Annotated in this window: 18 protein-coding genes and 1 pseudogene; 4 read left to right on the plus strand and 15 right to left on the minus strand. The window is 48.1% G+C overall.

Translation table 11 applies throughout. From position 1 onward, the window contains the following. Window positions 1–104: 104 nt before the first annotated feature. The 4 genes from GX364_06730 to GX364_06745 all read right to left on the minus strand — a co-directional run bounded on the left by GX364_06730 (window position 105) and on the right by GX364_06745 (window position 5,114). On the minus strand, window positions 105–1,451 hold the full coding sequence (locus tag GX364_06730) for a sodium:alanine symporter family protein (protein ID NLI70539.1): 1,347 nt from the start codon (window positions 1,449–1,451) through the stop codon (window positions 105–107). Window positions 1,452–1,537: 86 nt separating this feature from the next. After that, on the minus strand, window positions 1,538–2,554 hold the full coding sequence (amrS, locus tag GX364_06735) for an AmmeMemoRadiSam system radical SAM enzyme (protein ID NLI70540.1): 1,017 nt from the start codon (window positions 2,552–2,554) through the stop codon (window positions 1,538–1,540). Between the two features lie 117 nt (window positions 2,555–2,671). Further along, entirely contained in the window at window positions 2,672–4,021 is a 1,350-nt protein-coding gene (gene amrA / locus GX364_06740; protein NLI70541.1) for an AmmeMemoRadiSam system protein A, read from the minus strand. 430 nt (window positions 4,022–4,451) lie between these two features. Then, window positions 4,452–5,114, minus strand: a complete 663-nt coding sequence (locus tag GX364_06745; protein NLI70542.1) for a hypothetical protein — start codon at window positions 5,112–5,114, stop codon at window positions 4,452–4,454. 219 nt (window positions 5,115–5,333) lie between these two features. Here GX364_06745 and GX364_06750 point away from each other — a divergent pair, with 219 nt between their 5' ends. Together GX364_06750 and GX364_06755 are read left to right on the plus strand one after the other, a co-directional pair. Next, the gene (locus tag GX364_06750) at window positions 5,334–5,912 is read left to right on the plus strand and encodes a chromate transporter (GenBank protein ID NLI70543.1); all 579 of its coding nucleotides are present in this window, start codon (window positions 5,334–5,336) and stop codon (window positions 5,910–5,912) included. A gap of 1 nt (window position 5,913) precedes the next feature. Next, window positions 5,914–6,444, plus strand: coding sequence for a chromate transporter (locus tag GX364_06755; GenBank protein NLI70544.1), 531 nt, complete (start codon window positions 5,914–5,916; stop codon window positions 6,442–6,444). A gap of 50 nt (window positions 6,445–6,494) precedes the next feature. On the opposite strand, the gene GX364_06760 is transcribed toward GX364_06755, so the two are convergent. The 3 genes from GX364_06760 to GX364_06770 form a co-directional block, all read right to left on the minus strand. Beyond that, window positions 6,495–7,229 (minus strand): geranylgeranylglyceryl/heptaprenylglyceryl phosphate synthase, encoded by a 735-nt coding sequence (locus tag GX364_06760; GenBank protein ID NLI70545.1) that lies wholly within the window; start codon window positions 7,227–7,229, stop codon window positions 6,495–6,497. A 231-nt stretch (window positions 7,230–7,460) separates the two neighbouring features. Next, window positions 7,461–10,796, minus strand: coding sequence for a UvrD-helicase domain-containing protein (locus GX364_06765; protein NLI70546.1), 3,336 nt, complete (start codon window positions 10,794–10,796; stop codon window positions 7,461–7,463). Between the two features lie 26 nt (window positions 10,797–10,822). Beyond that, window positions 10,823–13,990: a hypothetical protein gene (locus GX364_06770; protein NLI70547.1), complete on the minus strand. Its 3,168-nt coding sequence runs from the start codon at window positions 13,988–13,990 to the stop codon at window positions 10,823–10,825. An 842-nt stretch (window positions 13,991–14,832) separates the two neighbouring features. On the opposite strand from GX364_06770, the pseudogene GX364_06775 reads away from it, so the two are divergent. Then, window positions 14,833–16,126: pseudogene (locus tag GX364_06775) on the plus strand (AAA domain-containing protein). Beyond that, window positions 16,123–17,172 (plus strand): 5-methylcytosine-specific restriction endonuclease system specificity protein McrC, encoded by a 1,050-nt coding sequence (gene mcrC / locus GX364_06780; protein NLI70548.1) that lies wholly within the window; start codon window positions 16,123–16,125, stop codon window positions 17,170–17,172. The pseudogene GX364_06775 and the gene mcrC overlap by 4 nt, the downstream one beginning before the upstream one ends. Window positions 17,173–17,676: 504 nt before the next feature. Here the strand turns inward: mcrC and rpsI are convergent. From rpsI to GX364_06820, 8 genes are all read right to left on the minus strand, one after another. Then, window positions 17,677–18,069 carry a 30S ribosomal protein S9 gene (gene rpsI, locus GX364_06785; protein ID NLI70549.1) on the minus strand — a complete coding sequence of 131 codons (393 nt, stop codon included), beginning with the start codon at window positions 18,067–18,069 and terminating at the stop codon, window positions 17,677–17,679. A 3-nt stretch (window positions 18,070–18,072) separates the two neighbouring features. Then, on the minus strand, window positions 18,073–18,528 hold the full coding sequence (rplM, locus tag GX364_06790; GenBank protein ID NLI70550.1) for a 50S ribosomal protein L13: 456 nt from the start codon (window positions 18,526–18,528) through the stop codon (window positions 18,073–18,075). Between the two features lie 116 nt (window positions 18,529–18,644). Next, window positions 18,645–19,400, minus strand: coding sequence for a tRNA pseudouridine(38-40) synthase TruA (truA, locus tag GX364_06795; protein NLI70551.1), 756 nt, complete (start codon window positions 19,398–19,400; stop codon window positions 18,645–18,647). Window positions 19,401–19,421: 21 nt separating this feature from the next. Then, window positions 19,422–20,186: an energy-coupling factor transporter transmembrane protein EcfT gene (locus tag GX364_06800; GenBank protein NLI70552.1), complete on the minus strand. Its 765-nt coding sequence runs from the start codon at window positions 20,184–20,186 to the stop codon at window positions 19,422–19,424. Between the two features lie 50 nt (window positions 20,187–20,236). Beyond that, window positions 20,237–21,097, minus strand: coding sequence for an energy-coupling factor transporter ATPase (locus GX364_06805; GenBank protein ID NLI70553.1), 861 nt, complete (start codon window positions 21,095–21,097; stop codon window positions 20,237–20,239). After that, a complete protein-coding gene (locus GX364_06810; GenBank protein NLI70554.1) occupies window positions 21,088–21,918 on the minus strand; it encodes an energy-coupling factor transporter ATPase in 831 nt (276 codons plus the stop codon). Before GX364_06810 ends, GX364_06805 begins: the two co-directional genes overlap by 10 nt. Window positions 21,919–21,955: 37 nt before the next feature. Further along, window positions 21,956–22,300: a 50S ribosomal protein L17 gene (rplQ, locus tag GX364_06815; protein NLI70555.1), complete on the minus strand. Its 345-nt coding sequence runs from the start codon at window positions 22,298–22,300 to the stop codon at window positions 21,956–21,958. A gap of 27 nt (window positions 22,301–22,327) precedes the next feature. Then, complete coding sequence (locus GX364_06820; protein NLI70556.1) at window positions 22,328–23,293, minus strand: DNA-directed RNA polymerase subunit alpha; 966 nt, start codon at window positions 23,291–23,293, stop codon at window positions 22,328–22,330. Between the last annotated feature and the right edge of the window lie 39 nt (window positions 23,294–23,332).

Raw genomic sequence — 23,332 nt, forward strand, 5'->3', positions numbered from 1 at the left:
CCGGGACAACAATATATTCGATATGTAAAATAAGTGTCTACAGTATGGATAGTTCTATTTTTTTCAATGAATACCTGCCCATCATTGCAAAGTCAACACAGGTATCATTTATTGTTTTTCCAGAAGTCACGGGTCAACTTCATTATCAAGCCACCGAGAGAAATTACCCCGATCAGGTTGGGGATCGCCATGAACAGATTGAGGGTGTCGGCAGCAGCCCAGACGGATCGAAGCCCCCCCACGGAACCAATTACGATAAAAATTATCCATAGAAGCCGATAATAGAACTGGCCCCCCTTGAACAGGTACTGGAAGCACTTTTCCCCGTAATAGGACCAGGAGACAAGGGTGGAAAAAGCAAAGAAAATCAATCCTATCGTTACAAGGGCACCTCCCCCGGGGATACCGCGGTTGAAGGCTTCCACAGTCATCGAAGCCCCTTCATGCGACGTGGTCCAGGCCCCGGTGACCAACAGGGCCAGCGCGGTGAAGGTGCAGACAATGTGCGTATCGATGATCACTTCGATGATGCCCCACAACCCCTGCCTGGCCGGGTGGTCGGTAACCGCGGCCGCGTGAGCAATGGAAGCGCTCCCCAGTCCGGCCTCGTTGGTGAACACCCCCCTGGAGACACCGTAGCGCAGGGCATGCATTACTCCGGCGCCGGCAAATCCCCCCAGAGCGGCAGTACCAGTGAATGCACCGCGAAAGATCAGGGAAAAAGCAGCGGGAATCTGGCGATAAAATACAGCCATGATTGCCAGGATGCTGCCAACATATAAAACCGACATGATGGGAACCAACCCGGCTGTGAAGGATCCGATTCTTCTGATGCCGCCGATGATTACCAGGGCAGTGATGACGGCCAGGACAACCCCGGAAACAATGGGCGGAACACCCGCTGTCGTCTCCAGAGCATCGGCCATCGAATTGACCTGGACCATGTTGCCGATGCCAAAGGCAGCGAGGGAACCGGCCAATGCAAACAAATAGGCCAGAAAACGATTGTTGAGCCCGTGATCGAGCACATACATGGGGCCCCCGGAAATAGACCCCTGGCCGTCTCTATCCTCTTGCCGGTAATGTACAGCCAGGACAATCTCGGCATATTTGGTTATCGCACCCAGAAAACCGGAAAGCCACAACCAGAAGATGGCTCCCGGGCCGCCCATCGCGATTGCCGTGGCCACGCCGGCAATGTTTCCCGTGCCCACCGTGGCCGCAAGAGCCGTGGTCAGCGCCTGATAGGGGGGGATGTCCCCTTTCCCGTCGTATACCTTGCGCTCTCGCCTGGAGAAAACTCTGTAAATGATGGCCGGCAGATAAATGATCTGAAAGAATCTGCTTCTGATGGTCAGATACAGGCCCGTGGCCAGAATGACCACGGCCAGGGGTATACCGCCGATCCATTTCAAGAAAATGCCTATATATTCAATCACCAGAAAAAACATATTATCACCCAGAACGATCATCGCTCCTTGATCCAGTACTATTAGTATTGATAACAGGCGATTAATAATTCCCTCCGGGGGAAATGTCAGGCGGAGTTTTTCCCGTAAAGAGGTAGATGCAGTCCGCAGTTATTGCATCTTTCTTCATCCATGCCCACCAGCAAGGTACGATAGCCTCTTCGTCTGATAAGAAGGTTTTGACAGCGCGGACAGATAGTGTCGGAATACCCATCGCTTTCCGGGACATTGCCGACGTAAACATAGTTCAATTTCTCCCGTGCCAGATTTCTGGCCTGCTCCAGGGTTTCCAGCGGCGTCGGTGGAAGCGGCAATTGATAATGCGGAAAATATCTGGAAAGATGAAGGGGGATGTCGGGATCGAGCCCGGCCAACCAGGAAGCCAATGATACCATCTCGTCCGCTGTATCATTGAGAGTGGGGATAATCAGGGTCGTAACCTCCAGATGAAAGCGGGAAACAGAGTATTCGATGGTCTTCTTCACCGCCTCCAGTGAGCCATCACAGTAACGTCGATAAAAATCATCGTTGAAGCTCTTCAAATCGATATTCAAGGCGTCGATAAAAGGAGATAATTCCTTCAAAGCTTCGTGGGAGATAAAACCGTTTGTAACCAGCACGTTTCTGAAACCATGATCTTTGATTATTTTGGCAGTATCATGAACATACTCGTACCAGATCGTGGGTTCGTTGTAGGTATAGGCCACCCCTATGGAATCCTTGAAGTCTTTGTTGAGGTGATCGAGGATATCCGCAGGTTTCAAAATATCGGCGCCACCCCCGGAAACATCCCCATGCGCCAGAGTCCAGTTCTGACAGAAACGACAGCGGAAATTGCATCCCCATGTACCTATGGAAAGAATTTTCCGCCCGGGATAGAAATGATAGAGCGGTTTCTTTTCAATGGGATCATCAGCAATGGAAGCACAGAGCCCGTAGTTGAGAGTGTAAAGTTCCCCTTCCATTACCTGCCGCACGCCGCAGATCCCCTTTTTACCCTCCTTGATCAGACAACCATGGGGGCAGAGGCGGCAACGGACATGATCCCCCTGACGTGTATAAAATCGCGCTCTTTCAAGTTTCAGTGTTGTTATGCCCCTTTCCCTTTTTTTACATCAAAACTGACGGTTCACGGCCCAAATAGCCCTGCATGGGCAAACCTGTGGACTCCCGAACGGAACATTGACGGAAAGCCCAAACCTTTACTCCGGATAGCGGGTAACCGTGAAGCGAAAGATTTCATAAGGTTGTTTTGGCGATATCCTTGCTTTCTGCAAAGCGATGTTGAGCTGGTCCTGAACGGTATTTACCCCTTCAAGGTCCGGCAGGAGCAATCCGCTCCGGGGGCCATGACGCACCACAACCCCGTATTTTCGGGGATCAAGTTCCGACGGATCGCTCACCGGTTCCAGCATGGAAAGCACATCAACCGAAATATCGATTTCCTTCAGTTCACGGGGATGAAGCTGCGGGAAACGCGGATCCTTGAAACCGGCGCTGATGGCATTGTTGATCGTCTCCCCGGCAATGTTTTCATGTGTCGGTTCGATGGTCCCTATACATCCACGCAACTGCCCCCTCCTTTTCAAAGTAACAAAAACACCACCGGCAAATTCCACCAACTCAGGAGGGAGGTCCTCATCGGGAACGATCACTTCTCCCCGCTCCAGGAAACCCTCGATGCTCCGGCGGGCCAGGGAAGTGATTGCTTTGCGGACACCATCCGGGTCCCTTTCCGGGTTGAGCGAAGCCACCATGTATCCCACTCCGAATGGGCCTTCATATGATAATATTTCCGGAGCAATATCCAGGCCGTAAAGAAACCCAAGGGACATGACTATGGAACGCAAAGCACACTCGCCTGCATCCTCCACCAGTGTCTGGTCCATATTCAATATCTCATCGATCCGGTTATCAGAAAGAAGCTTGATCAGAAGATCGTCGTATTCCTGTCCTCGCGGGCTGTACCCGGCCGGTGCACCCCGGAGCAGGCGGTGAGAAAGGTCGCCACTGGCAACAATCGCCGTCTTCAAACCCCGGCGGGCGGCCGCCCTGCGTATGACCTTTCCAAAAGCATACGTTTTTTCATAGGGAAGCAATCCGTAAGTGATGATCAAACCGGGTAGATCCACCCCCTGCTTTTCAAAATAGTGCAGGGGAACGGCAGCCCCGTGATCCAGTTCGGAAACAACAACTTCCAACGGAATATTGGCCTTCTGCGCCCCTTCTTCCAGATAGCTGCGCAATTCAACATCATTGCGAAAGGTCAGCTTGACATCCCCGGCACCGAATTTCCCAAAATCACCCGTTACAACATCCCCGCCGCTCACGGATATCGCATCCCTGAAAAGTGGCCCATGCGGGGTAATAATGATCAGCAGTTCGGCGCCCGAGTTGGCCAGGCGATAACCAAGCTCCCTCATGGCCCCTGACGTCTTCACCACCTTGACCAGTTCACCTTTCCCCACTTCCGGAACAAGAAGCGGAGGATGTGGCACGATACCTCCAAATACTACCCCATGGGATCCCTCCTCGTTTTCTCGCGTTGACATCATTGCATCTTGCAACCAGTTGCGCTTTCTCGAAACACCCCGTGTACTCCATCAAAACAGAAAACGCAGCCTGGCAACATGAAAAGCCATTCTATATTCTTCCATGTTGCTTTTATTCTATCATCTGCGGCTTTTTTTTCAACCATTGCCCCGGGGAGGATGGCAAAACCTATCAACTCCTTGCTTTTATTCATGATGGGGCCGGATACGGGTGGTATCCGTTTTTTCCCGGATGCTTCTGCTGTATCCTGACAAAACACTCTTTCAATGATGGAAAACGAGGCATATCCTGGGCTTTCGTTGGGGAAATGAAGTGGAAAAATAAACTGCAGGGGCATTTCAGGTTCATCGCTGTCATTTTCAGAACCACATCGCTCCGGGGGTTCCGGCCCTTGCCCGGGAGGCCAAAGTGAGGGCATTGGCACCGGGGTCACTTCTCCTTGAAGTAACGAAATACCCCTTTGGAGATGGCCAGAGCCACTTTTTTCTGATACTCCGGATCCAGAAGAAGTTTGATTTCTTCCGGGTTGGAAATGAAACCCACCTCGATGATAACTGCAGGAACGGGGGAACGTTCCAGGATAAAATATGCCCCCTCATGCGCCTCACGGTCGGTATTCTGCAACCCGGCAACCAGTTCTTCCTGTATCACCTCTGCCAGGCGTTTACTTTCTTCATCATTCTTGTAAAAAGTCTGACTTCCCGACCACACCGGTGACTCCATCCAGTTTGCGTGGATACTGATCAAGATATCGGCATCCGATCTGGCAATGATTTTCAACCGATTGGACAATTCTCTTCTCTTTCTTGAATCGGCGGGAAGTTCAAGCAGATCCTCATCGTCTTCCCTGGTCATCACCACTTTGGCCCCTTTTTTACCCAGTATCAGCTCGATATGACGCGATATCTCCAGCACGATATCTTTTTCGTAGATGTCACCTCTTGTGGCTCCGGGATCGTACCCCCCATGTCCCGGGTCTATAACCACGCCGTACCCGAGCAGGGGAAAAGAAAAAACAGTCTCCCGTGATGTATACAGGTAAGTGGAATAGATGATGGCCCCGATAAGGATCAACGTCAGTACTGTTGACACTGTTATGATCCTGATGTCGCGCCGACAATAAAAAATATGCATATATCCTCGTTCTCCTTTACCATATTAAAAAAATATGGCAGTTGAACAGGGAATATGCCATCAGCAAAATTTTTAATGATGATCTTCACCATGGAATACGCTTTCTTGTTAGGCCACACGAATTCAGATACAATCATTATGGCAATCTTTTTGAAATCTGTGATCAGGGGTCCGAACATGGAAAACAATCATTCCCTTTCCGAAGAAGAACGGGTTACTTACTTGAAGATATTCATGGTGTTTTTGAAAATCGGGGCATTAACATTCGGCGGCGGATATGTAATGATACCTTTGATCCGGGAAGAGCTGGTCATCAGAAGGTCCTGGCTGAAGCCCCGGGAATTTTACGATATCATGGCCCTGATCCAGGGACTTCCCGGCCCACTGGCCTTGAATACGGCCATAACAGCCGGAAAGAAATTGGCCGGCAACAAAGGCAGCCTTCTGGCCTCGGCGGGAGTGATACTGCCCTCGTTTTTGCTTATCTTGCTCATCGCCGCTTATTTCATGCCCCTGATACAGAACACTCACCATGCAACGGCTGCTTTTTATGGAATCAGACCGGCGGTAACGGCCCTCATTGTCACGGCATGCATCAATATTGGCCGGGACATGCTCCGTGGCAAGGCAGCATTTGTCATTCTGGCAGCCCTTCTGGTCATGGGGTTGTGGCTACACCTGCACCCCCTTGCCCTCCTCCTGATCGGTGGCCTGAGTGGATGGCTCCACTATAAAAAGAAAGGAGAACCATCATAACATGCCCTGGGAAACAATCCCCCGGCTTCTCTGGTCCTTCATCAAAATCGGCCTCTTCAGTTTTGGAGGGGGCTATGCCATGCTGCCCCTCGTGGAAATGGAGGTGATTGAAAAAGGTTGGCTGTCGGCACAGGAATTCGTTGATATAATTGCCATTGCGGAGATGACCCCGGGCACCATAGCCATAAACACGGCCACCTTTACCGGCTATCGTATAGCCGGTTTACCCGGCGCTATCACGGCCACCATCGGGGTGATCCTCCCCTCGTTGATAATCGGTTTTATCTTTGCAGACCTGCTTTTGAAGTTCAGGGACAATCCCACAAGTGTTTCCATATTCAAAGGATTGAGGCCGGCATTCATCGCCCTCATCATCATGGCATCATTGTTCATTGCCAGAAACTCCCTGGTGGATATGACCACTGTTATGATTTTTGCTGTTCTGCTCGGGGTGGGCCTTCTGCGCAGAACGAATCCTTTTTACATCATCATTATCGGGGCAATCCTGGGGTTGATCCTGTACCCATCGTAGTATTGATTCGTACCGCTACCCGGGGCATATATATTATCTTGCAGTTCCGATTATTCTTTCAATGCACTCAATATCGAGCGCAGCCTTTCGCGATAACCCGCATTTTCAATGATTGTTCCTGTAACCACTATATCCGCTCCTGCCTGTCGCATTCTCCGTGCATCAATGGCCGTACGTACCCCCCCGCCAACAATGAGGGGAACCCTTATTTCTCTCTTGACTGCCCTGATCATATTGGCGGGAATCGGTTGTGAAGCCCCGTTACCGGCCTCCAGGAAAACATATCTCATCCCCATGTACTCGGCGGTGAGGGCGTAATCGATTGCTCTCCAGCGGTTGTCACGCGGGACCAGTTCCGCCTCTCCGATCTCTCCGGTTTTCATACCTGGTTCGATAACAATGTAACCTACAGGTATTACCTCCATATCCATCTTCTTCAGCAAAAAAGAAGCTTTGGTGTGGGCACCGGTGATAAAATATGGATTGCGGGAATTTATCATGCTAAGAAAAAGGATAGCATCAAAGCCAAAACCCAACGCTTCCGATCCGGAAGGAAAATAGACAACCGGTATCTTCACTTTTTGCTTTATGGCCGCGGTGGTTTCCACCAGGCTTCGTTGGGTTACCCCCTTGCTACCTGCCACGAAGATCAGATCGCTGCCTACCTCCTGAGCAGTATAAGCCAGCCGGGCAGCCACTTCCGAAACCTGCCGCAGGGGATCGATCAAGGTAATATGCACGGTCCCCTTATCCAGTTTCTTGCTTACATAATCGTCAATAGTCATGTGAATATCCCACTTTTAAATTGATAGTTCAAAAAATGGCGGTTGCTAATTTTTATTATAGTCAAGAAACATGCGTTTGACAACTGCTAACATTTCCCTTATTTAAATATTTCAAAACAATTCAAAGCTCCCACAAGAGTCAATCAAGTGTGACAAGCCCATGGGTACCTGCAAAATAACATTATGCCGGGGGATGTTTTAATAGAACGTTGGACAAATACCCAATTTGCATTATTTTTCGCGGACATTCCCCAGTTTCTCCTTCAGTACATTCAGATGTTCCGGTTTTTTCAATGGGAAATGCAAGGAACGGGTCTCTCCGGGACGTGCAAAAAGAAAAATTACCTCCTTGATCTCCCGGGCAGTTGCTTTTTCCAGAGCATGGGCATAGAACAGCCCCTGCAAGCGGTATCTTTGAAAACGCTCTTCCAATCCCTTTCCGGAAACATTGTCAGTTTTGTAATCAACGATGACCAGCCCCCCGGGTTCTTCAAAGACCAGGTCTATAAAGCCTTCATGAATTTTCTCGTTGAAACCAAGGGCAAACGGAACTTCCCGGTAAACAGCCGCACTGCGATTTGCCCTTTCTATCACCGGACTCTTGCAGGTCTTTCTGACCATGGCCAGAAGCATCTCCTGCTCCTGTTGGTTCAATCCCCAGAATCCTGACGCCTCCTGTGTATGGTGAAACAGATCTTCTTCCGTAGCGTTGTGCAAGTCGATTCTTTCCATCACCATGTGAAAGGCAGAACCATAACTGACACCTCCGGAATCCATACCACCCGCCCTGCTGTATTCCATCTCACCCTGGTTTTCCAGATCACCCATCAGTGCACTTGCACTGACGACCTTCGGCTCCTGCACCCCCCGGGAAATTATGCCTCGCAGGTTGCTTTCCCATTCGACACGAAGATCCGGCAGGGATAATTCCTTATCCTCCCCTGTTTTTGCACGATCCCGGTTCACATCCGTCAGCGGAGCAGTTTTCCGTGCGAAAAATTCCTCATCAGGCTCAACAATTCGACACATTTCCCGGGAAATGGCGCCTTTCTCCCTGATCGTGTTGATATATCCAAGATAGCCGGAACTTTTTTCACATTTTTCCGTCAGCGGGAGAACGAGGTAATCGCGCGCCCTGGTAGCCGCTACATAGAAGAGCCTCCTTTGCTCGGCTTCCAGACGATTTGTTTCCTCTTCCTTGAGTTCATCAAAACCATAGGAGGAGAAACCCGAAGGACCCCCCTTTATCTCGAATCGGCTTTCGAGCCGGTCGGCCACAAATTTTACTTTTCCCGACTGGGAAACGCCAAAAAGGTTGACCAGGACAACCATGTTGAATTCCAGGCCCTTGGAACGGTGGATGGTGATCAGTTGAAGTGCACGCGTGTCTTTCTCGGTGAGGATGGATTCCGTTTCTTCCTTTCCGGAATCGATCTTCTGTTTCAGCCAGGAGTTAAACCGACGCAATGTAAACACATCGCTATCTTCCAATGAACGTGATATTTCCAGAACCTTCGCCAGATTGGAGAAAGCCTGCTCCCCGTGATACTGCAAGGATAACCGGCTGCAAGCACCGGTCAGATACAATACTTTTTGCAGATAGGCGGACAGGCCCCCTTCCAGTTTCTGCCGATGAAGATCGTGCATGACGGTGAAAGCTTCCTTGATCCCCTTGAATCGTGAAGGGACCGATTCACTGGCAAGGTAATTCAGGCGGCCGCCGTTTTTGATATACAGTAACAATTCCTCATCGGAGATGCCAAAAAAATATTTCAGTGCAGCTACCAATGCCACGCCGTGGAAAGGGTTATCCAGAGAAACAAGCAAATTGATAAAACTTATGACCTCATAACGCTGGTAGAACAACTTCCCCCCTTCCAGATGGTAAGGGATCGATTCCTTCTTCAATGCCTGCAGGTAGATATCCAACCCGGTCGTGGCAGGAAAAAGAATCCCGATATCTTCCCACGAAAGCGGCCTGTCATTCTCCTTCCCCCCGACAGGCATCCTGTTTTCGACAGCTCCCTTGATGAAAGATGCCACGAGGGCGGCCTCCGCCTTGCGTTTCTCTTCGGAGCTGAATTCCCCCACTTCCTCGGGCAACTCAAGCACGATGACTCCCCTGTCAACCCCGGGCAGCCGATCGCGGTAAGAATGCAAATCTTCATAATGAGGCTGATAGTGTTTCCCCGGAACAGGGATGATCAACTCCGAAAAAGAACGGTTAACCCAGTCTATGATAGAAGGCACCGTCCGGAAGTTCTGAACTATTTTGATTACTTCCCCCTGATCCAGGACCAGCCTTTTGGCTTCCTCGTAAATTTCAATATCGGCCCTCCGGAAACGGTAGATGGCCTGTTTGGGGTCGCCAACGATGAATAGCTTGCCGGGAATCATCTTCACCTCGTTCCAGTTGACGGCCAGAGGTTCTTCTTCCGCCAGAAAGAAAATGATTTCCGCCTGCAGAGGATCGGTGTCCTGGAATTCATCGATCAGAAGATGGGAATAACGTTTCTGGAAGTAACGCCGGATCTCGACATTATCCTTGACCAGATCACGTGCTTTGATCAGCAGGTCGTTGAAATCCAGCACGCCTGCCTCCTTCTTTTTTTCCTCCACATATCTTAGATAACCTTTCAGCCAATCGATGATCTCATCGATGATGGATGAAGTTATGACGCTTCTGATTCTTCTTTGAGCGCCCTGTATGTTCACGGAGATCTTTTTCTGAGCGGTGCAATTATCCGGGGGAGACCAGTTTTTCTTGTTGCCCTTTTTCCCAACCGCCGGCATCTGGAACAGAATCGACTTCAAAAGGTCATCATTCTTCAACATGCGGCTGGAATTCAACCAATCCGCCAGTGCCATATACTGTTGATACCCCGCATCATCCCTGTCGACACAACTTTCCGCCAGGTCTGCAACAAGCTGAAACTCATTCTCCAACGAGGCCATGAAACTCTCCCCCGTCAGCGGGGGAGAAACCCTGCTGCTACCTTCCTGTACCATATCCCGATGATTGTAAAGCAACAGTGACAGTTCCCGCAGATGACTTTCGCTGAACTTGAAGTCAAGGGCACGCTCCAGAGCGGCGCGGTTGGCATCCAATTCTTTCAGGAACCAGTCATCCCATGCCCCGCTGCAAAGTGAATCTGTTTCTTCCGCATCAAGAACCCGGAAAAGAGGATCGATTCCCGCCTCGACGGGCCGCTCACGGAGCAGGGATGTGGCAAAAGAATGGATCGTCTTGATAGGGGCATACTCGATCTCCCCGAGCGCTCTGATGATCCTGTCCCGCTGTCGATCGGGCAAATCTGTCATCAGTTCACGCTCAAACCCTTCACGCAACCTCTCTTTGATTTCTGCAGCTGCCTTCTCTGTGAAGGTTACCGCCACGATACGATCAAGATGGGCCCCCTCGACCGTAACAAGATTTATCAGGCGCCTGATAAGCAAACTGGTCTTTCCCGTGCCCGCCCCGGCCTCGACCCAGAATGTAGTGGAAAAATCACGGGAAATTTTCTCGCGATCATCCCTGTCAACTGGCACCCGTTCTTTCCTGCCCATCTACCTCTTTGCTCCTTTCAGCCCCATCATAAAACAAACTCAACGATATCCCTGAAACTTTTTATCCGGGGGTCTTCTTCTTTTCGTTGATAAACTTGTTTGATATCACGGCCGCAGATATCGTGATAATCACAAAAAGAACATGAGATTGCCGAGGATGGATAGGGAAAAAACATGCCTCCCGAAATACCATCCATAACCACGGTTAACACCTGTTCAAACAACGGCATTTTTTTTACCATCGTTGTACCGGGGAAATCCACTTTTTTGAAAGCGGCATCCCGCGATACATAGTAAAATGAAGCTGTTATATTGTCGTAGCTGTCCATACGGCATATTTCCCTGGCCGCCAATATATAAACTGCCAGCTGCAACATGAGGCCCTCCTGCATCTTTTTTCTGGTATATGACAGCGGTCTCCCCGTCTTGTAATCGATGATATTTATTTTTTCTTCCGATCTGTCCAGGCGGTCGATCCTGCCTCTGAAGCGGACAGCCCGGCCATCTTCCGGCTTGACAGCAACATCAAAGGGTATCTCGAAATCGGAGGGAACCCCGGGATGGCCAAGCCTTGCTTCATGCCGCAGCAGCTCCAGCATATCATCCCTGATATTCTTCCGGTCAGTTTTCCAGAGAAGCTGATGCCCCGTCTCCCCCCTTCTCTCCGCCTGGCTGAAACAATCCTCCAGCACCTCCTCCATTATTGACGAGGCTTCTGCCAAGCTCTTCCCGTCAAGAGGCAGGATTCGCTCCCTGTTCGCCCGCTGATAGAACCTCTCCAGTATTTCATGGACCAGGGAACCCTTCGCCAGGGGTTCGATACGCATCGGACCTTCCGCCTCCCCCGGAAGCCCCAGGCCGATCAGATTCTTGAGGAAGAAACAGTAGGGACATCTCAGATAGTCGGCCATGAAGCTAACCGACAGGTGCCTTTTGTATGGATCGTAGTTTTCAATGACATACTCTATCCCTTCTTCCCCCATCATCCCTTCGTACGCGGTGAAGGTAGGCTTCTGGCGTTGCTTATGCGCCCGCCGAGCATCCGCAAACCAGGGATAATTTGCGGCAAAATATTCATCCAACTTGCCCCCCGGCACCCCCGACCGGATCAGACTGCGTTCGAACTCCTCGGGAAAGATGGTTTCCCGGGGACGGAGAATATGATTGGAAGCGATATGCCTGTAGCCGGGGAAAGAGGGGATGTTCTCGGCCGTGCAAAAACTGCCCATGACCGCCTCTACCGCTCTCAAAAGATACCGGGACGGCATCTGCTCATCCCCGCTTATGCTGTTGAAGCGTGGAAAGGACAGGATCAGCCGCTCCCCGGCGCTGCTGATTGCACCCGCGAAGGAGAGGGCTTCATATGCCGATGCTTCCCTTCGTAGAGCAAGCCTGCTGCCCAGCTGTTTTCTTTCTTCATCGGGAATGAGGGGATCCTGGCGCACCGCCCCCGGAAACATTCCACTCCTCATTCCCGGTATAAATACAATCTTGAATCTGAGGCTCTGTGCCCTGTCAAGAGAGCATACCGTTACCCCCTGCTGGAAACTTCCGTGGGGAATATACGTTTCCTTCAATATGTCCAGAACGATCTCCCTCACATCCCGGAAGCTTACCTCTCCTTCCTCGATCATATCGAGCCCCTTCAGAAGCAGAATCACCTTGAGGATCTCGTTGTACCCCCTCCCCTCAAGAAAAAAATCCTGTATGAACTTTTCCAGCGCGCCGACGATATCCGTCCATCTACCACTATCGGGAATCCCCGCCAGTGCAGTCTGAATATGTTTGACAAACAGGCGGAACAATTTCAGTTGTGACAGCTGCTCCCCCTTTTCTTCCCGATCATTCTCTTCTGTTTCCATATCGCTCTTCATCTTTTCGTACAGCCGGCCCAACCCCTGTTCCCAATTATCGATTCCTTCGGTTATACCGGCCATCACCGAAAAGTGGTCCCAGAGCGGTACGGAGGGTGCCGTTGCGGTCCCCAGAACACGGGCATAGTCGAAGGGAGCAATGTCCAGCAACTCCATCACCTCTTTGCGCTCCCACATCCCCCCGCATAGCTGCAAGGACATTATCAGGGCCATGCCTGCACGGGTGGCGTGCAGCCTGCGTCCCATGGGCATATAATACGGCAATCCCAGGCCCTCGAAAATCCCCGCCAGCAGAGGATAATATTGGGCGTCTCTAACCAGCACAGCCATATCATTGAAAGAATACCCCTCCGCGACAAAGCCCATGATCCGGCGGCAGATCTCCTCCGCTTCCTTTACTTCCCCGGGCGCCGACCAGACTTGAAAGGAGTGATCATCACCCTTGGGTTCATAGCCACTACCGGGCGTTATCGCGGAAAACAGGCGATCCTGCAACCTTGAAATCCCATCGCCAACAACCGGGGCTGTGCCATCTTCTTTCTTCTCCACTTCAAAACCTTTCATCTCAAACCATGACAGGAACTCGTGTCCATGGGTATGACTGCTCACAGAACGGGGCAGGAAAAAAGTCATATCGGTGATGGAAGCCAGCTCGGCAAGCCATTCTTTCTGCCTGCTGTTAAAGCGATACAAACCGTAGACCATTATTCCAGGCAGCGACCGGCCCGCCAACTCGAGACGGGGCAGATCCTTGATGGACAGAGGCGAGGCGGAAAACCGATCAAGGATATGATTGTAATCCCGGTACAGCTGTTGCAAGATGCGATTCTTCGGCGTATCGGCTTCTATAGCATCGATCCCTGCTTCTTGCAACTCCTGAAATGTCCTTCGCAGAGCTTTGGAAAAACCGGCAAACTCCTGCACCGGTTCGAAATACGAGCCCGGAGGTATCCCCCGGGCCAGAATACGGCAGATCCTCTCCTCCCCATGATAGGGGAGCGCTCTTTTTCTATCCTGCCCGTAACGCTCAGCCAGTTCCCTGGTCAGATCGGCCAGCGTGCAGAAATGCACATTGGCATGATCCAGGCCCTTCAATACCAGCATGCGGCGAAGGTAAACCCCTGCCAGGTTGGAGTTCACCACGACCTTGATCGGCATCATGGGATCCCTGCTTTTCAGAGATGAAATTTCCTCGAAAAGTTTTGCCTCCAGTTGTTCCAGACTTCCCAGGCAGACCCTGTTTCCGTTACTTGAATGGTCCATGGCCAATTGCGGATCCGGGCACCGGCCCGAAACCAACCTCACCTTCCGTACCTTCATATTTTTGCTTTATTATCCTAGATTATTTGTTCGCTCCGGGGGACCTTATTTCCTTGAAAAAGTGGAAAATAAATAAAGCACCCGCGAAATAAAGGAGTGCTTTTCTTTTTCTGATGGTGAATGATATAGATATTACTTTATCTTTTTGAGAACCGGGGTACGTGCTATAATATGATTAAAATTATTAAATAATTGAGGGAAAGGGGAGGGTAAAAGGCAGCATCCCCAACTTGCAATATTTAGACCACCAAACTCTCGGAAACATTCCTAATTAAATTGTGAAAAGTAATGGTATATAACAACTATATGAAATGAGGGAGAAAATGAATAATATTTTTTCATTTTCAACTATTGAATTATCAAACGTTTTTGTTAATAGAGGATTTTTTGGGCGATTAAGCCAATTAACGCTCCAGCATATAAATGCATCTTGTTTTTGCGCAGTGTAAAGCAATTGGCAAAGGCGAGAGAAAATTATAGAGGGACCTTCCTCTGTCTTTGGCATTTTGAATAGGAGGAATCAACTAATGAAAGATATTATGGAAGCTCTTATGAAAAAGGAGGAACTAATACCTGACGAGCACGATGGGAGTTATGAATTGGTCAGGGAAACAGTAAAAGCATTGTCAACTGTAACTGTTGATAATTTAAAAGTCGAAGATTTGAATTTACTATATTTTTCCACAGTAGGAACTTTCCGCAGGTCTTATAAGCATAAGAAGTTATGTATAAATAACAGCAGTTTAAGTACCTTTGAAAAAGAAAGACTTCATGGGATACTAAAAAGAATTAGGGAAAAAGCAAATAATGGTGACTATAGTAGTCACGGCAAATCAGATCACATGGGCATGTTCGGCACAGGTATAGGCAAATTACGAGTAAGCGAAGAAAATAGCAAAAAGTTTATCAAACTATGTATTGATATTTTGGCTATGGATGATGAAGATAGTATAATAAACACTGCTGAACCTCTTCTGAAAAGTTATATGAAGGGATTGGGCGTTGCATCCATAAGCCAGATATTACATTGCTTGAAACCGTATGTATTCCCTATTCTAAATAATGGAACAGGTTGGGGCATAGAAGCATATAAAAACTTAGGTATCAAATTGATTAAACCCAAGGAAACGATTCATTACATAGAGAATACCAAGAGAATAAAAAAGTTTAGAGATGAAAACTTTAAATTTAAAAACTATAGAATATTTGATATGTTTTTTGATAATTATTCCCCCCCTCCCCCCCCTCTACCAGTTAAGGGAAAAGACCCTTACACAAAGGAGATGTTTCTGGAAGAAGCTTTTATTGATAAGAGAAAATGTGAAGAGATTCGATACAGCCTAGATGCAAAGAAAAATATAATCTTGCAAGGACCACCTGGAACAGGAAAAACATTTGTTGCAAAAAGAATAGCCTATTTATCTATGGGATGTAAAGATAACGATAAAATTGAAATGGTACAATTCCATCAAAGTTATTCTTATGAAGATTTTGTGCAAGGGGTCAGACTTGCAGAAAATGGATCATTTGAGCTTAAGAATGGTATTTTTTATAATTTTTGCAAAAAAGCAAAAGAAGATCATAAATCAAATTATTTCTTTATAATTGATGAAATCAATAGGGGAAATTTGAGTAAGATTTTTGGGCGAATTGTTGATGCTACTCGAATCAGACAAAAGAGGTGAAGAATACGGGATGCCATTGATTTATTCAAGGGAAGAAAGATTTTATATTCCTGAAAATGTTTTTTTAATAGGGACAATGAATACTGCTGACAGATCTTTGGCGATGGTAGATTACGCTCTCAGAAGAAGATTTAGATTTATCTATATGGAACCCGCATTTAACTCGGAAAAATTTAAAAAACACTTGAACAACAATAACATTGAAGAAGGGATTATTGATAAAATTGTTACGGGATTCAATAGGCTTAACACCAAGATAAAAGATGACTCAAAAGATTTGGGGAAAGGTTATGAGATTGGACATAGTTATTTTTGCACCGAACGTTTACCTGATGAAAGCTCCGAAGATTGGTATAAACGGATCATATACCTAGAGATAAAACCTTTGCTTCACGAGTATTGGTTTGATGATGAAGAAACTGCAGAAAATGAAACAGAAAATCTATTATGAGAAGTGATGGTATGGTAAATTTTATACCAATACAAAATATTTACTATATGCTGTGCTATGCTTGGAATGTATTGAAATATCAAGACATTGTTGAAGTTGATTCTTTGTATAGCAATAAAATAATGGATTTATTTGCTTTGATCCTAGAAAATGGTGTTAGTTACCTGATAAGAAGAGGGCTTTACAGGCAATATATAACTTTTGAGGAAGAAGAAAATATTATAAGAGGCAAGATTAATATCAATAAGTCCTTTAAAAGAAATTTATGGATAAAGAGAAAAATGTTTTGCGAATATGATGAACTAAACCACAATATCCTTCATAATAGAATTATAAAAACAACAATAAATTATTTATTATTATATGAAGATTTAGATACAGGTTTAAAAAATGATTTAAAAAAAGTTCATAAATACTTTGAAGCCATAGACACGATAAAACTCAATAAAAGAATATTTAGAGAAGTACAAATCCATAGGAATAATCGTTACTATTCTTTTATATTGGATATTTGTGAGCTTATATTCAATAACTTATTGGTTGATGAAAAATCTGGTACTGTAAAATTTAAAGATTTTATTCGTGATGAAAGACAAATGAGATATTTGTTTGAAAACTTCGTTCGGAATTTTTATAAAAAAGAATTGGCGAATGTAAGGATTTACAGGGAAAATATAAAGTGGGATGTAAAAGATGGTGCAGGGATGGAATATTTGCCTATAATGCAGACGGACATTTCTTTAGAAATCAAAGATAAAAAACTTATAATTGATACAAAATATAAAATATCTGCATTTTCCTATAATTATAATGCAAAAAAGCTTCATTCAGAAAACTTATATCAACTTTTTTCTTATATAAAAAATATTCAAGGAAAAGGTGGCATAGACGAAAAGTGTATTGGTATTTTGCTTTATCCTAGGACAGGCGAAGATTTAGACTTAGAATACTTGATTCAAGGACAAATTATTAGAATCAAAACTATTAATCTAGGCCTTGAATGGAGACAAATTCATAAAAGACTAACAGAGATTGCTATGGAATAACATAGAATTGGTTCTTAAAAATGATTTATTTACAAAAAGTTTTCTATTAAACTGGGCCTTCACCAGCTAGAATAATGCCATGTCTAGCACACCTCGAAAAAAAGCAGTGTCCGGTATACCGGTGTAATACTGATGATAATATCCAATAATATTACTTTTCAAAAATTCATTAGTTTTAATCGTAAATCTCATGTTATTCATGGTACTCCTTTCAAATTTCTCTTGCCTCTTGCGCTCCCCTTCTTGTTTCCCTTTAGTGCTGCTATTTGCTCTTGTCGATTCCCTTCTTTCTGCTCCTTCTTAATACATTGATAAGACCTCCTTAATTTATATTATATATTCCAAATTACATCGATTGACTATTCTGCCTCCGGGGTAAAAAATCAAAATCAACTTAATATTTTTCTCTATAGTGCCTTCCCCATATTTTGCCAATCCTTTACAAAACAAAAAAGCACCAGACTGAATCCGGTGCTTTGATTGTAAACTTGTATATGTTTTGCTTTATCTCTTCGAGAACTGTGGCGCGCGGCGGGCACCTTTGAGGCCGTATTTCTTGCGTTCTTTCATCCGCGGATCACGGGTAAGAAAGCCGCCTTTCTTCAACACATGCCGTAATTCGGGATTGCTCTGCAGCAAAGCTCGGGCTATCCCGTGGCGGACGGCTCCGGCCTGCCCTGTCAATCCCCCGCCTTCCACCTTGGCAATAACATTGTATTTGCCTTCAACACCGGTGGAAACCAGAGGATGGCGAACCATCAACCTGAGCGCTTCCATTTCAAAATATTCGTCCATGGGCCTTTTGTTGATGATTATCTCACCGTTACCCGGCAGAAGCCGAACGCGGGCTATGGCAACTTTTCTCCGCCCTGTTCCCTGGTATTGAACCTGAGCCAATCTCTACCCCTCCTTTTCCTCTCCCGCCCCGTTCCAGATCTGCGGGTTCTGGGCCTCGTGCGGATGTTCATTGCCCCTGTATACTTTCATCTTCTTGAGCATGGCTCTTCCAAGACGATTGTGGGGCAACATGCCCTTGACCGCCAGATAGATGACCCGTTCGGGTTTTCGTTTCATCAAATCTGCAAAACTGGTTGTTTTCAGTCCCCCTGTATATCCGGAATGTCGGTAATATACTTTCTGAACGGCCTTTTTGCCGGACAGGGCGACTTTATCGGCGTTGATGACGATGATATAATCTCCGGTATCCACGTGTGGAGTATAGATGGCTTTATGTTTTCCTCTGAGAATATGCGCTATCTGGGATGCCACCCTGCCCAGAGGTTTTCCGGCCACATCGATGATGTACCATTTCTGATCAACTTCACCCGGTTTTGCCATGTAAGTCTTGGCATTCATTTTTATCCTCCTGTACTATCATCTACCCCGTTGAAAACGGTAACTGTATTGCAAGCGGCGTACACTCACGAGGTAGATTGTATTATACCATCCTGCGCCTGTCAAGGGAGGCTATGCTATTTTTTGTTCCCGTAGTTTACTTTTTCCAGGCAGACTCCTCTGGCCGGAAGTGCCGGTCCGAGGCGCGAGTGCAGGGAGGGATTTTCAAGTGCCTCACCGAGCACAGCAGCGCCCAGATCACCCTTTCCCATCTCCACAAGGGCGCCGGCCAGAAAGCGCACCATCTTGTAAAGGAAACCATCGCCTTCCAGAAGAATGCGGATGATCTGCCGCTCCCTGTCTTCTCTTGTCCGGGCATGGTAAATGATGCGCCGCGTGTCCTTGACCTTGCCGCCCGCAGCCTGAAATAGTCTGAAATCATGCCGCCCTTCTATGATGCGGCAACCTTCTTCCATGCGTTGCAAATCCAGTTTTGCCGGGCAATGCCATGCATATCTTCGCTCCATCACTTGGATAAATTCAGCAGTATCGATGGTGTAGCTGTATACCTTGCTTACCGCATCGTGACCGGCATGAAAACCCTCCCCGACCACTTCCGCTTTCCAGACGACGATCTCCCGGGGCAGTTTTGTATTCAATGCCCAGGGTATGCGATCCACCGGAACAAGCGGTTCCGCCTCGTAGTTGACTGCCTGCCCACGCGCATGAACCCCGGCATCGGTGCGTCCCGCACATTTTATCCTGATCGGCACACCATATATCTGCAAGAGTGCTTCTTCCAGTTTTTCCTGAATGGTAACAGCATTTCTTTGCAGTTGAAATCCCCCGTATTCTGTCCCATCGTAGGATACCCGCAACAGTATGTTTTCCATGCAATCTCCCCGTGATAAATTTTATGACCAGAACGCAGGCATACGGCTTGAAACGGTGACCGCCACTACCAGTGCCGACATGACGATAACGACATAGTCGTTCCGCCCGAAGTTCTGTTCATGAAGGCTGCTTCTTGTTCCACCGACTCTGTAACAGCGTGCTTCCATCGCTACGGCCAGTTCGTCGGCACGCCGGAAGGCGCTGACAAAAAGAGGTATCATCACCGGAACAAGGAACCGTATCCTTTTTAAAATATGACCCTCCTTGAAATTTGCTCCCCTGGCTGTCTGGGCCCGTATTATACGTTCACTTTCTTCCATCAAAACAGGAATGAAGCGCAGGGCAATGGTCAGGATCATGGCTATTTCAGCCACGGGGATTTTAAGGTATTTCAAGGGGCGGAGAAAATATTCCATTCCCCCGGTAAGGGCCAGAGGCGTTGTCGTGAGGGTTACCAGCATGGTGAACAAAATAAGCAGGATGAGGCGAAAAACCGTAAACAGCCCCATTTCCACCCCCACGGATTCGATGGTGACCGGGCCGTAGCGAAACAGCACCCGCCCCCCGCGTGTAAAGAAAACGTGGAGAAAAAGCGTCAACGCGATGATATAGATGATCGGCTTCAGGCCACGCACCATGAATCTGAAGGGGATACGCGATCCGGCATGGAGCAGCACCGCCAGCAGAAAAAAAGGAATCAACAACAACAGTTTGTTGACCATGAAGATAGCTACAATGAACATCAGCAACGCCAGAAGTTTGCATCTGGGGTCCAGGCGGTGCATGAAGGTATCACCGGGGATATATTGTCCGATGGTGATGCTATTGCTGATAGTCAATCCCCGCCGCCTCCCTTCAATTTGGCCTCGATCTCCCTGCAGGCATCCTCAAGGGAGAAGATATCCGTTCTGACATCCCGCCCCCCGTCCCGGAGCTGATGCATCAACAGGGTCACCGGGGGCAGATCCAATCCGTAGTTTTTCAGGCACGAGCGGTCGGCAAAGACCTTCTCCCGCTCCCCATGCAAAACCAGTTTCCCCTCATGCAAAACAAAGATCTTCCGTGCATGATCGACGATATCTTCGAGACGATGTGAAACCATTATCACGGTCATTCCCTGCCGATGAAGGTTTTCGATGTAGCCCAGCAATTCTTTCCGCCCACGGGGATCAAGGCCGGCGGTCGGTTCATCCAGTATCAAGGCTTCCGGCCCCATGGCCATGATTCCGGCCAGGGCAACCCGGCGCATCTCCCCCCCGCTCAACCTGAAAGGCGACTGGTCCCCGATCCGGTTATAATCCAGCCCGACCTGCTCCAGCGCTTTTCTTACCCGGGTGCCAACTTCTTCCCGGGGCAGTCCCATATTCATTGGGCCGAAAGATACATCCTGAAAAACTGTTTCGGCAAAAAGTTGCTGTTCGGGATGTTGAAACATTATCCCCAGGCGCTTGCGCAATGCATTCATTGATGAAGCATCATCATCCGTGGGCAATCCATCGATGATCACCTGCCCCGCGGAAGGAAACAGCAATCCGGATAGAAGCTGCAGCAGCGTTGTCTTGCCGGCTCCCGAAGAACCGATTATTCCGGCAAACTCGCCGCGCGCCACGGAGAGAGTGATTCCTTTCAAGGCATGAACCTCTAACGGTGTGCCTGGCATGTATTTGAAGTGCAGATCGGTTGCTTTCAAGAACATAAGAATTCCACCAGCTGGTCGTTGCGTATTACCCCGGAAGGCACTTCAAATCCTGCAGATCGGAGCCGTTGCGCCATGGTGGCCGCGACCGGGGCTTCAAGCCCCCACCCTTTCAAACGATCAGACATTCCCAGGACCTCCCCCGGAGGACCTTCCTGCACGATCAGGCCATCAAACATCACCATGACACGGGCGGCTTCGGCCGCCTCCTCCATCGAATGGGTGACATGGATGATGGTCATATTTTTTTCTTCGTTCAACCTGGCCAGAAGGCCCATGATTTCCCGTTGCCCCCGGGGGTCCAGGAGCGATGTCGGTTCATCAAGAAGAAGACATGAAGGGCGCATGGCCAGGGCTCCTGCAATGGCAACGCGCTGTTTCTCTCCCCCCGAAAGAAGATGCGGCGCCAGTTTCGCAAGGTGGGCAATGCCCGCCGCAGACATGGCTTCCTTTACTCTTTCCCGGATTTCCGATGAGGGAATGCCCAGGTTTTCGGGGCCGAAAGCAACGTCTTCTTCCACGGTTGTGGCGACAATCTGGTTATCAGGATTTTGAAATACCATTCCGCAATTCTTCCTGATGAGCTGTACATCATTGCCGTTTTCCACAGAAAAATCCCCTACACGGACTTTCCCGCCGGTAGGGGTCAGCAAAGCATTGAAATGTTTGATAAGCGTTGACTTGCCGGAACCGTTGGGCCCGATAATGGCCACATATTCGCCCCTGTGGATCTCAACATCTATCCCTTTCAAAGCATTTACGATTCCGGACGAGGTCTCGTAATCGAATACGAGCCCTTCAGCAGCAATTATTGAAACCAAGAGATAAACTCCTTACTGTTGATACTGCCAAAAATCATTAACTGGTCAGCTCCAACAAAACCATTGAAGCCCCGTCGCCGCGACGATAATATAATTTGGTCATCCTGGTATAGCCGCCGTTTCTCTCCTCCATGCGAGGGCCGATTTTTTCAAAAAGTTTGGTCACTACATCCTCATCCATAAGAAAAGCAAGCGCCTGTCTGCGGGCATGAAGATCCCCGCGTTTGGCCAGGGTAATCATCCTGTCGGTCAACCGTTTTACTTCCCGGGCCTTGGCTTCTGTTGTTTCCATTCTTTCGATTTTCAACAAAGAAGTAACCTGATTCCTCAACAGGGCTCGGCGCGGGCCGATCTTTCTCCCCATTTTTCGCTTCCGTGGCATGACTAAGCCCCCTCCTCCCCATTTGCTCTAACTCTCGTCTTCTTCCTTCTCCCGCAGGGCAAGATCATACTCGGCCAATTTGTTGGTGATCTCTTCCAGAGATTTCTTGCCCAGGTTGCGGACTTTCATCAAATCATCCTCGGTTTTTTCTATAAGCTCCCCGACTACATTGATACCCGCCCTCTTGAGGCAGTTAAATGAGCGAACCGAAAGATCAAGTTCCTCGATTGTCAGCCCCAGATCCTTATCTTTCCCTTCTTCTTCCTCATCGGCAATGATTTCCACTTCATCGGTTTTTTCGGTCAGATTGATAAAGATGTTCAGGTGCGTATTAAGTATTTTTGCCGCCAGGCTGATCGATTCTTCCGCGCTGACGCTTCCATCCGTCCATACTTCCAGGGTCAGCCGATCGTAATCCGTCTTCTGCCCGACCCGCGTATCCTCGACAGCGTAATTTACTTTACGGATGGGCGAAAAGAAAGAATCCAACGGTATAACACCTATGGGTTGCTGCGGGTGCTTGTTCTGATCCGCGGGTACATAACCGCGGCCATTGGCCACATTTATTTCCATGTTGAGTTCAGCCCCCTTGGAAAGAGTGGCAATCAACATCTCCGGATTCAATATCTCCACGTCGGACGGAACGGTTATGTCACCGGCCCTGATCTCCTTGGGACCAGTCTCCTCGATCATCAGCACCTGCGGTTCGTCTGAAGAGACTTTCATACACAGATCCTTCAAGCGAAGGACAATCTCCACCGTATCTTCCACAACACCCTCTATCGTTGAAAATTCGTGGAGGACATTGTCTATCTTGATACTGGTGACGGCGGCCCCTTTCAGGGATGAAAGCAGTATCCTCCTCAAAGCAACCCCCAAGGTGGTCCCATAACCTCTTTCCAGCGGTTCAATGATAAACTTGCCATAGTTACCATTGTCTTCATCCTTGACTTCAACCAGGTCAATCTTTGCTTTCTGCTCGATCTCAATCATGTTTTACTGAAAACCCCCTTCTGTTCAGGGTAACATTCA

Source organism: Bacillota bacterium, from assembly GCA_012518215.1.
Lineage (GTDB): Bacteria > Bacillota > Dethiobacteria > DTU022 > PWGO01 > JAAYSV01.

Coding starts and splice junctions, on each gene's coding strand:
- GX364_06820 (NLI70556.1), bottom strand. CDS start 23,293: ATGATTGAGATCGAGCAGAAAGCAAAGATTGACCTGGTTGAAGTCAAG.
- GX364_06800 (NLI70552.1), bottom strand. CDS start 20,186: ATGCACCGCCTGGACCCCAGATGCAAACTTCTGGCGTTGCTGATGTTC.
- GX364_06765 (NLI70546.1), bottom strand. CDS start 10,796: ATGGGCAGGAAAGAACGGGTGCCAGTTGACAGGGATGATCGCGAGAAA.
- rplQ (NLI70555.1), bottom strand. CDS start 22,300: ATGCCACGGAAGCGAAAAATGGGGAGAAAGATCGGCCCGCGCCGAGCC.
- rplM (NLI70550.1), bottom strand. CDS start 18,528: ATGAATGCCAAGACTTACATGGCAAAACCGGGTGAAGTTGATCAGAAA.
- GX364_06770 (NLI70547.1), bottom strand. CDS start 13,990: ATGAAGGTACGGAAGGTGAGGTTGGTTTCGGGCCGGTGCCCGGATCCG.
- GX364_06805 (NLI70553.1), bottom strand. CDS start 21,097: ATGTTCTTGAAAGCAACCGATCTGCACTTCAAATACATGCCAGGCACA.
- GX364_06755 (NLI70544.1), top strand. CDS start 5,914: ATGCCCTGGGAAACAATCCCCCGGCTTCTCTGGTCCTTCATCAAAATC.
- mcrC (NLI70548.1), top strand. CDS start 16,123: ATGAGAAGTGATGGTATGGTAAATTTTATACCAATACAAAATATTTAC.
- GX364_06750 (NLI70543.1), top strand. CDS start 5,334: ATGGAAAACAATCATTCCCTTTCCGAAGAAGAACGGGTTACTTACTTG.
- GX364_06730 (NLI70539.1), bottom strand. CDS start 1,451: ATGTTTTTTCTGGTGATTGAATATATAGGCATTTTCTTGAAATGGATC.
- amrA (NLI70541.1), bottom strand. CDS start 4,021: ATGTCAACGCGAGAAAACGAGGAGGGATCCCATGGGGTAGTATTTGGA.
- GX364_06760 (NLI70545.1), bottom strand. CDS start 7,229: ATGACTATTGACGATTATGTAAGCAAGAAACTGGATAAGGGGACCGTG.
- truA (NLI70551.1), bottom strand. CDS start 19,400: ATGGAAAACATACTGTTGCGGGTATCCTACGATGGGACAGAATACGGG.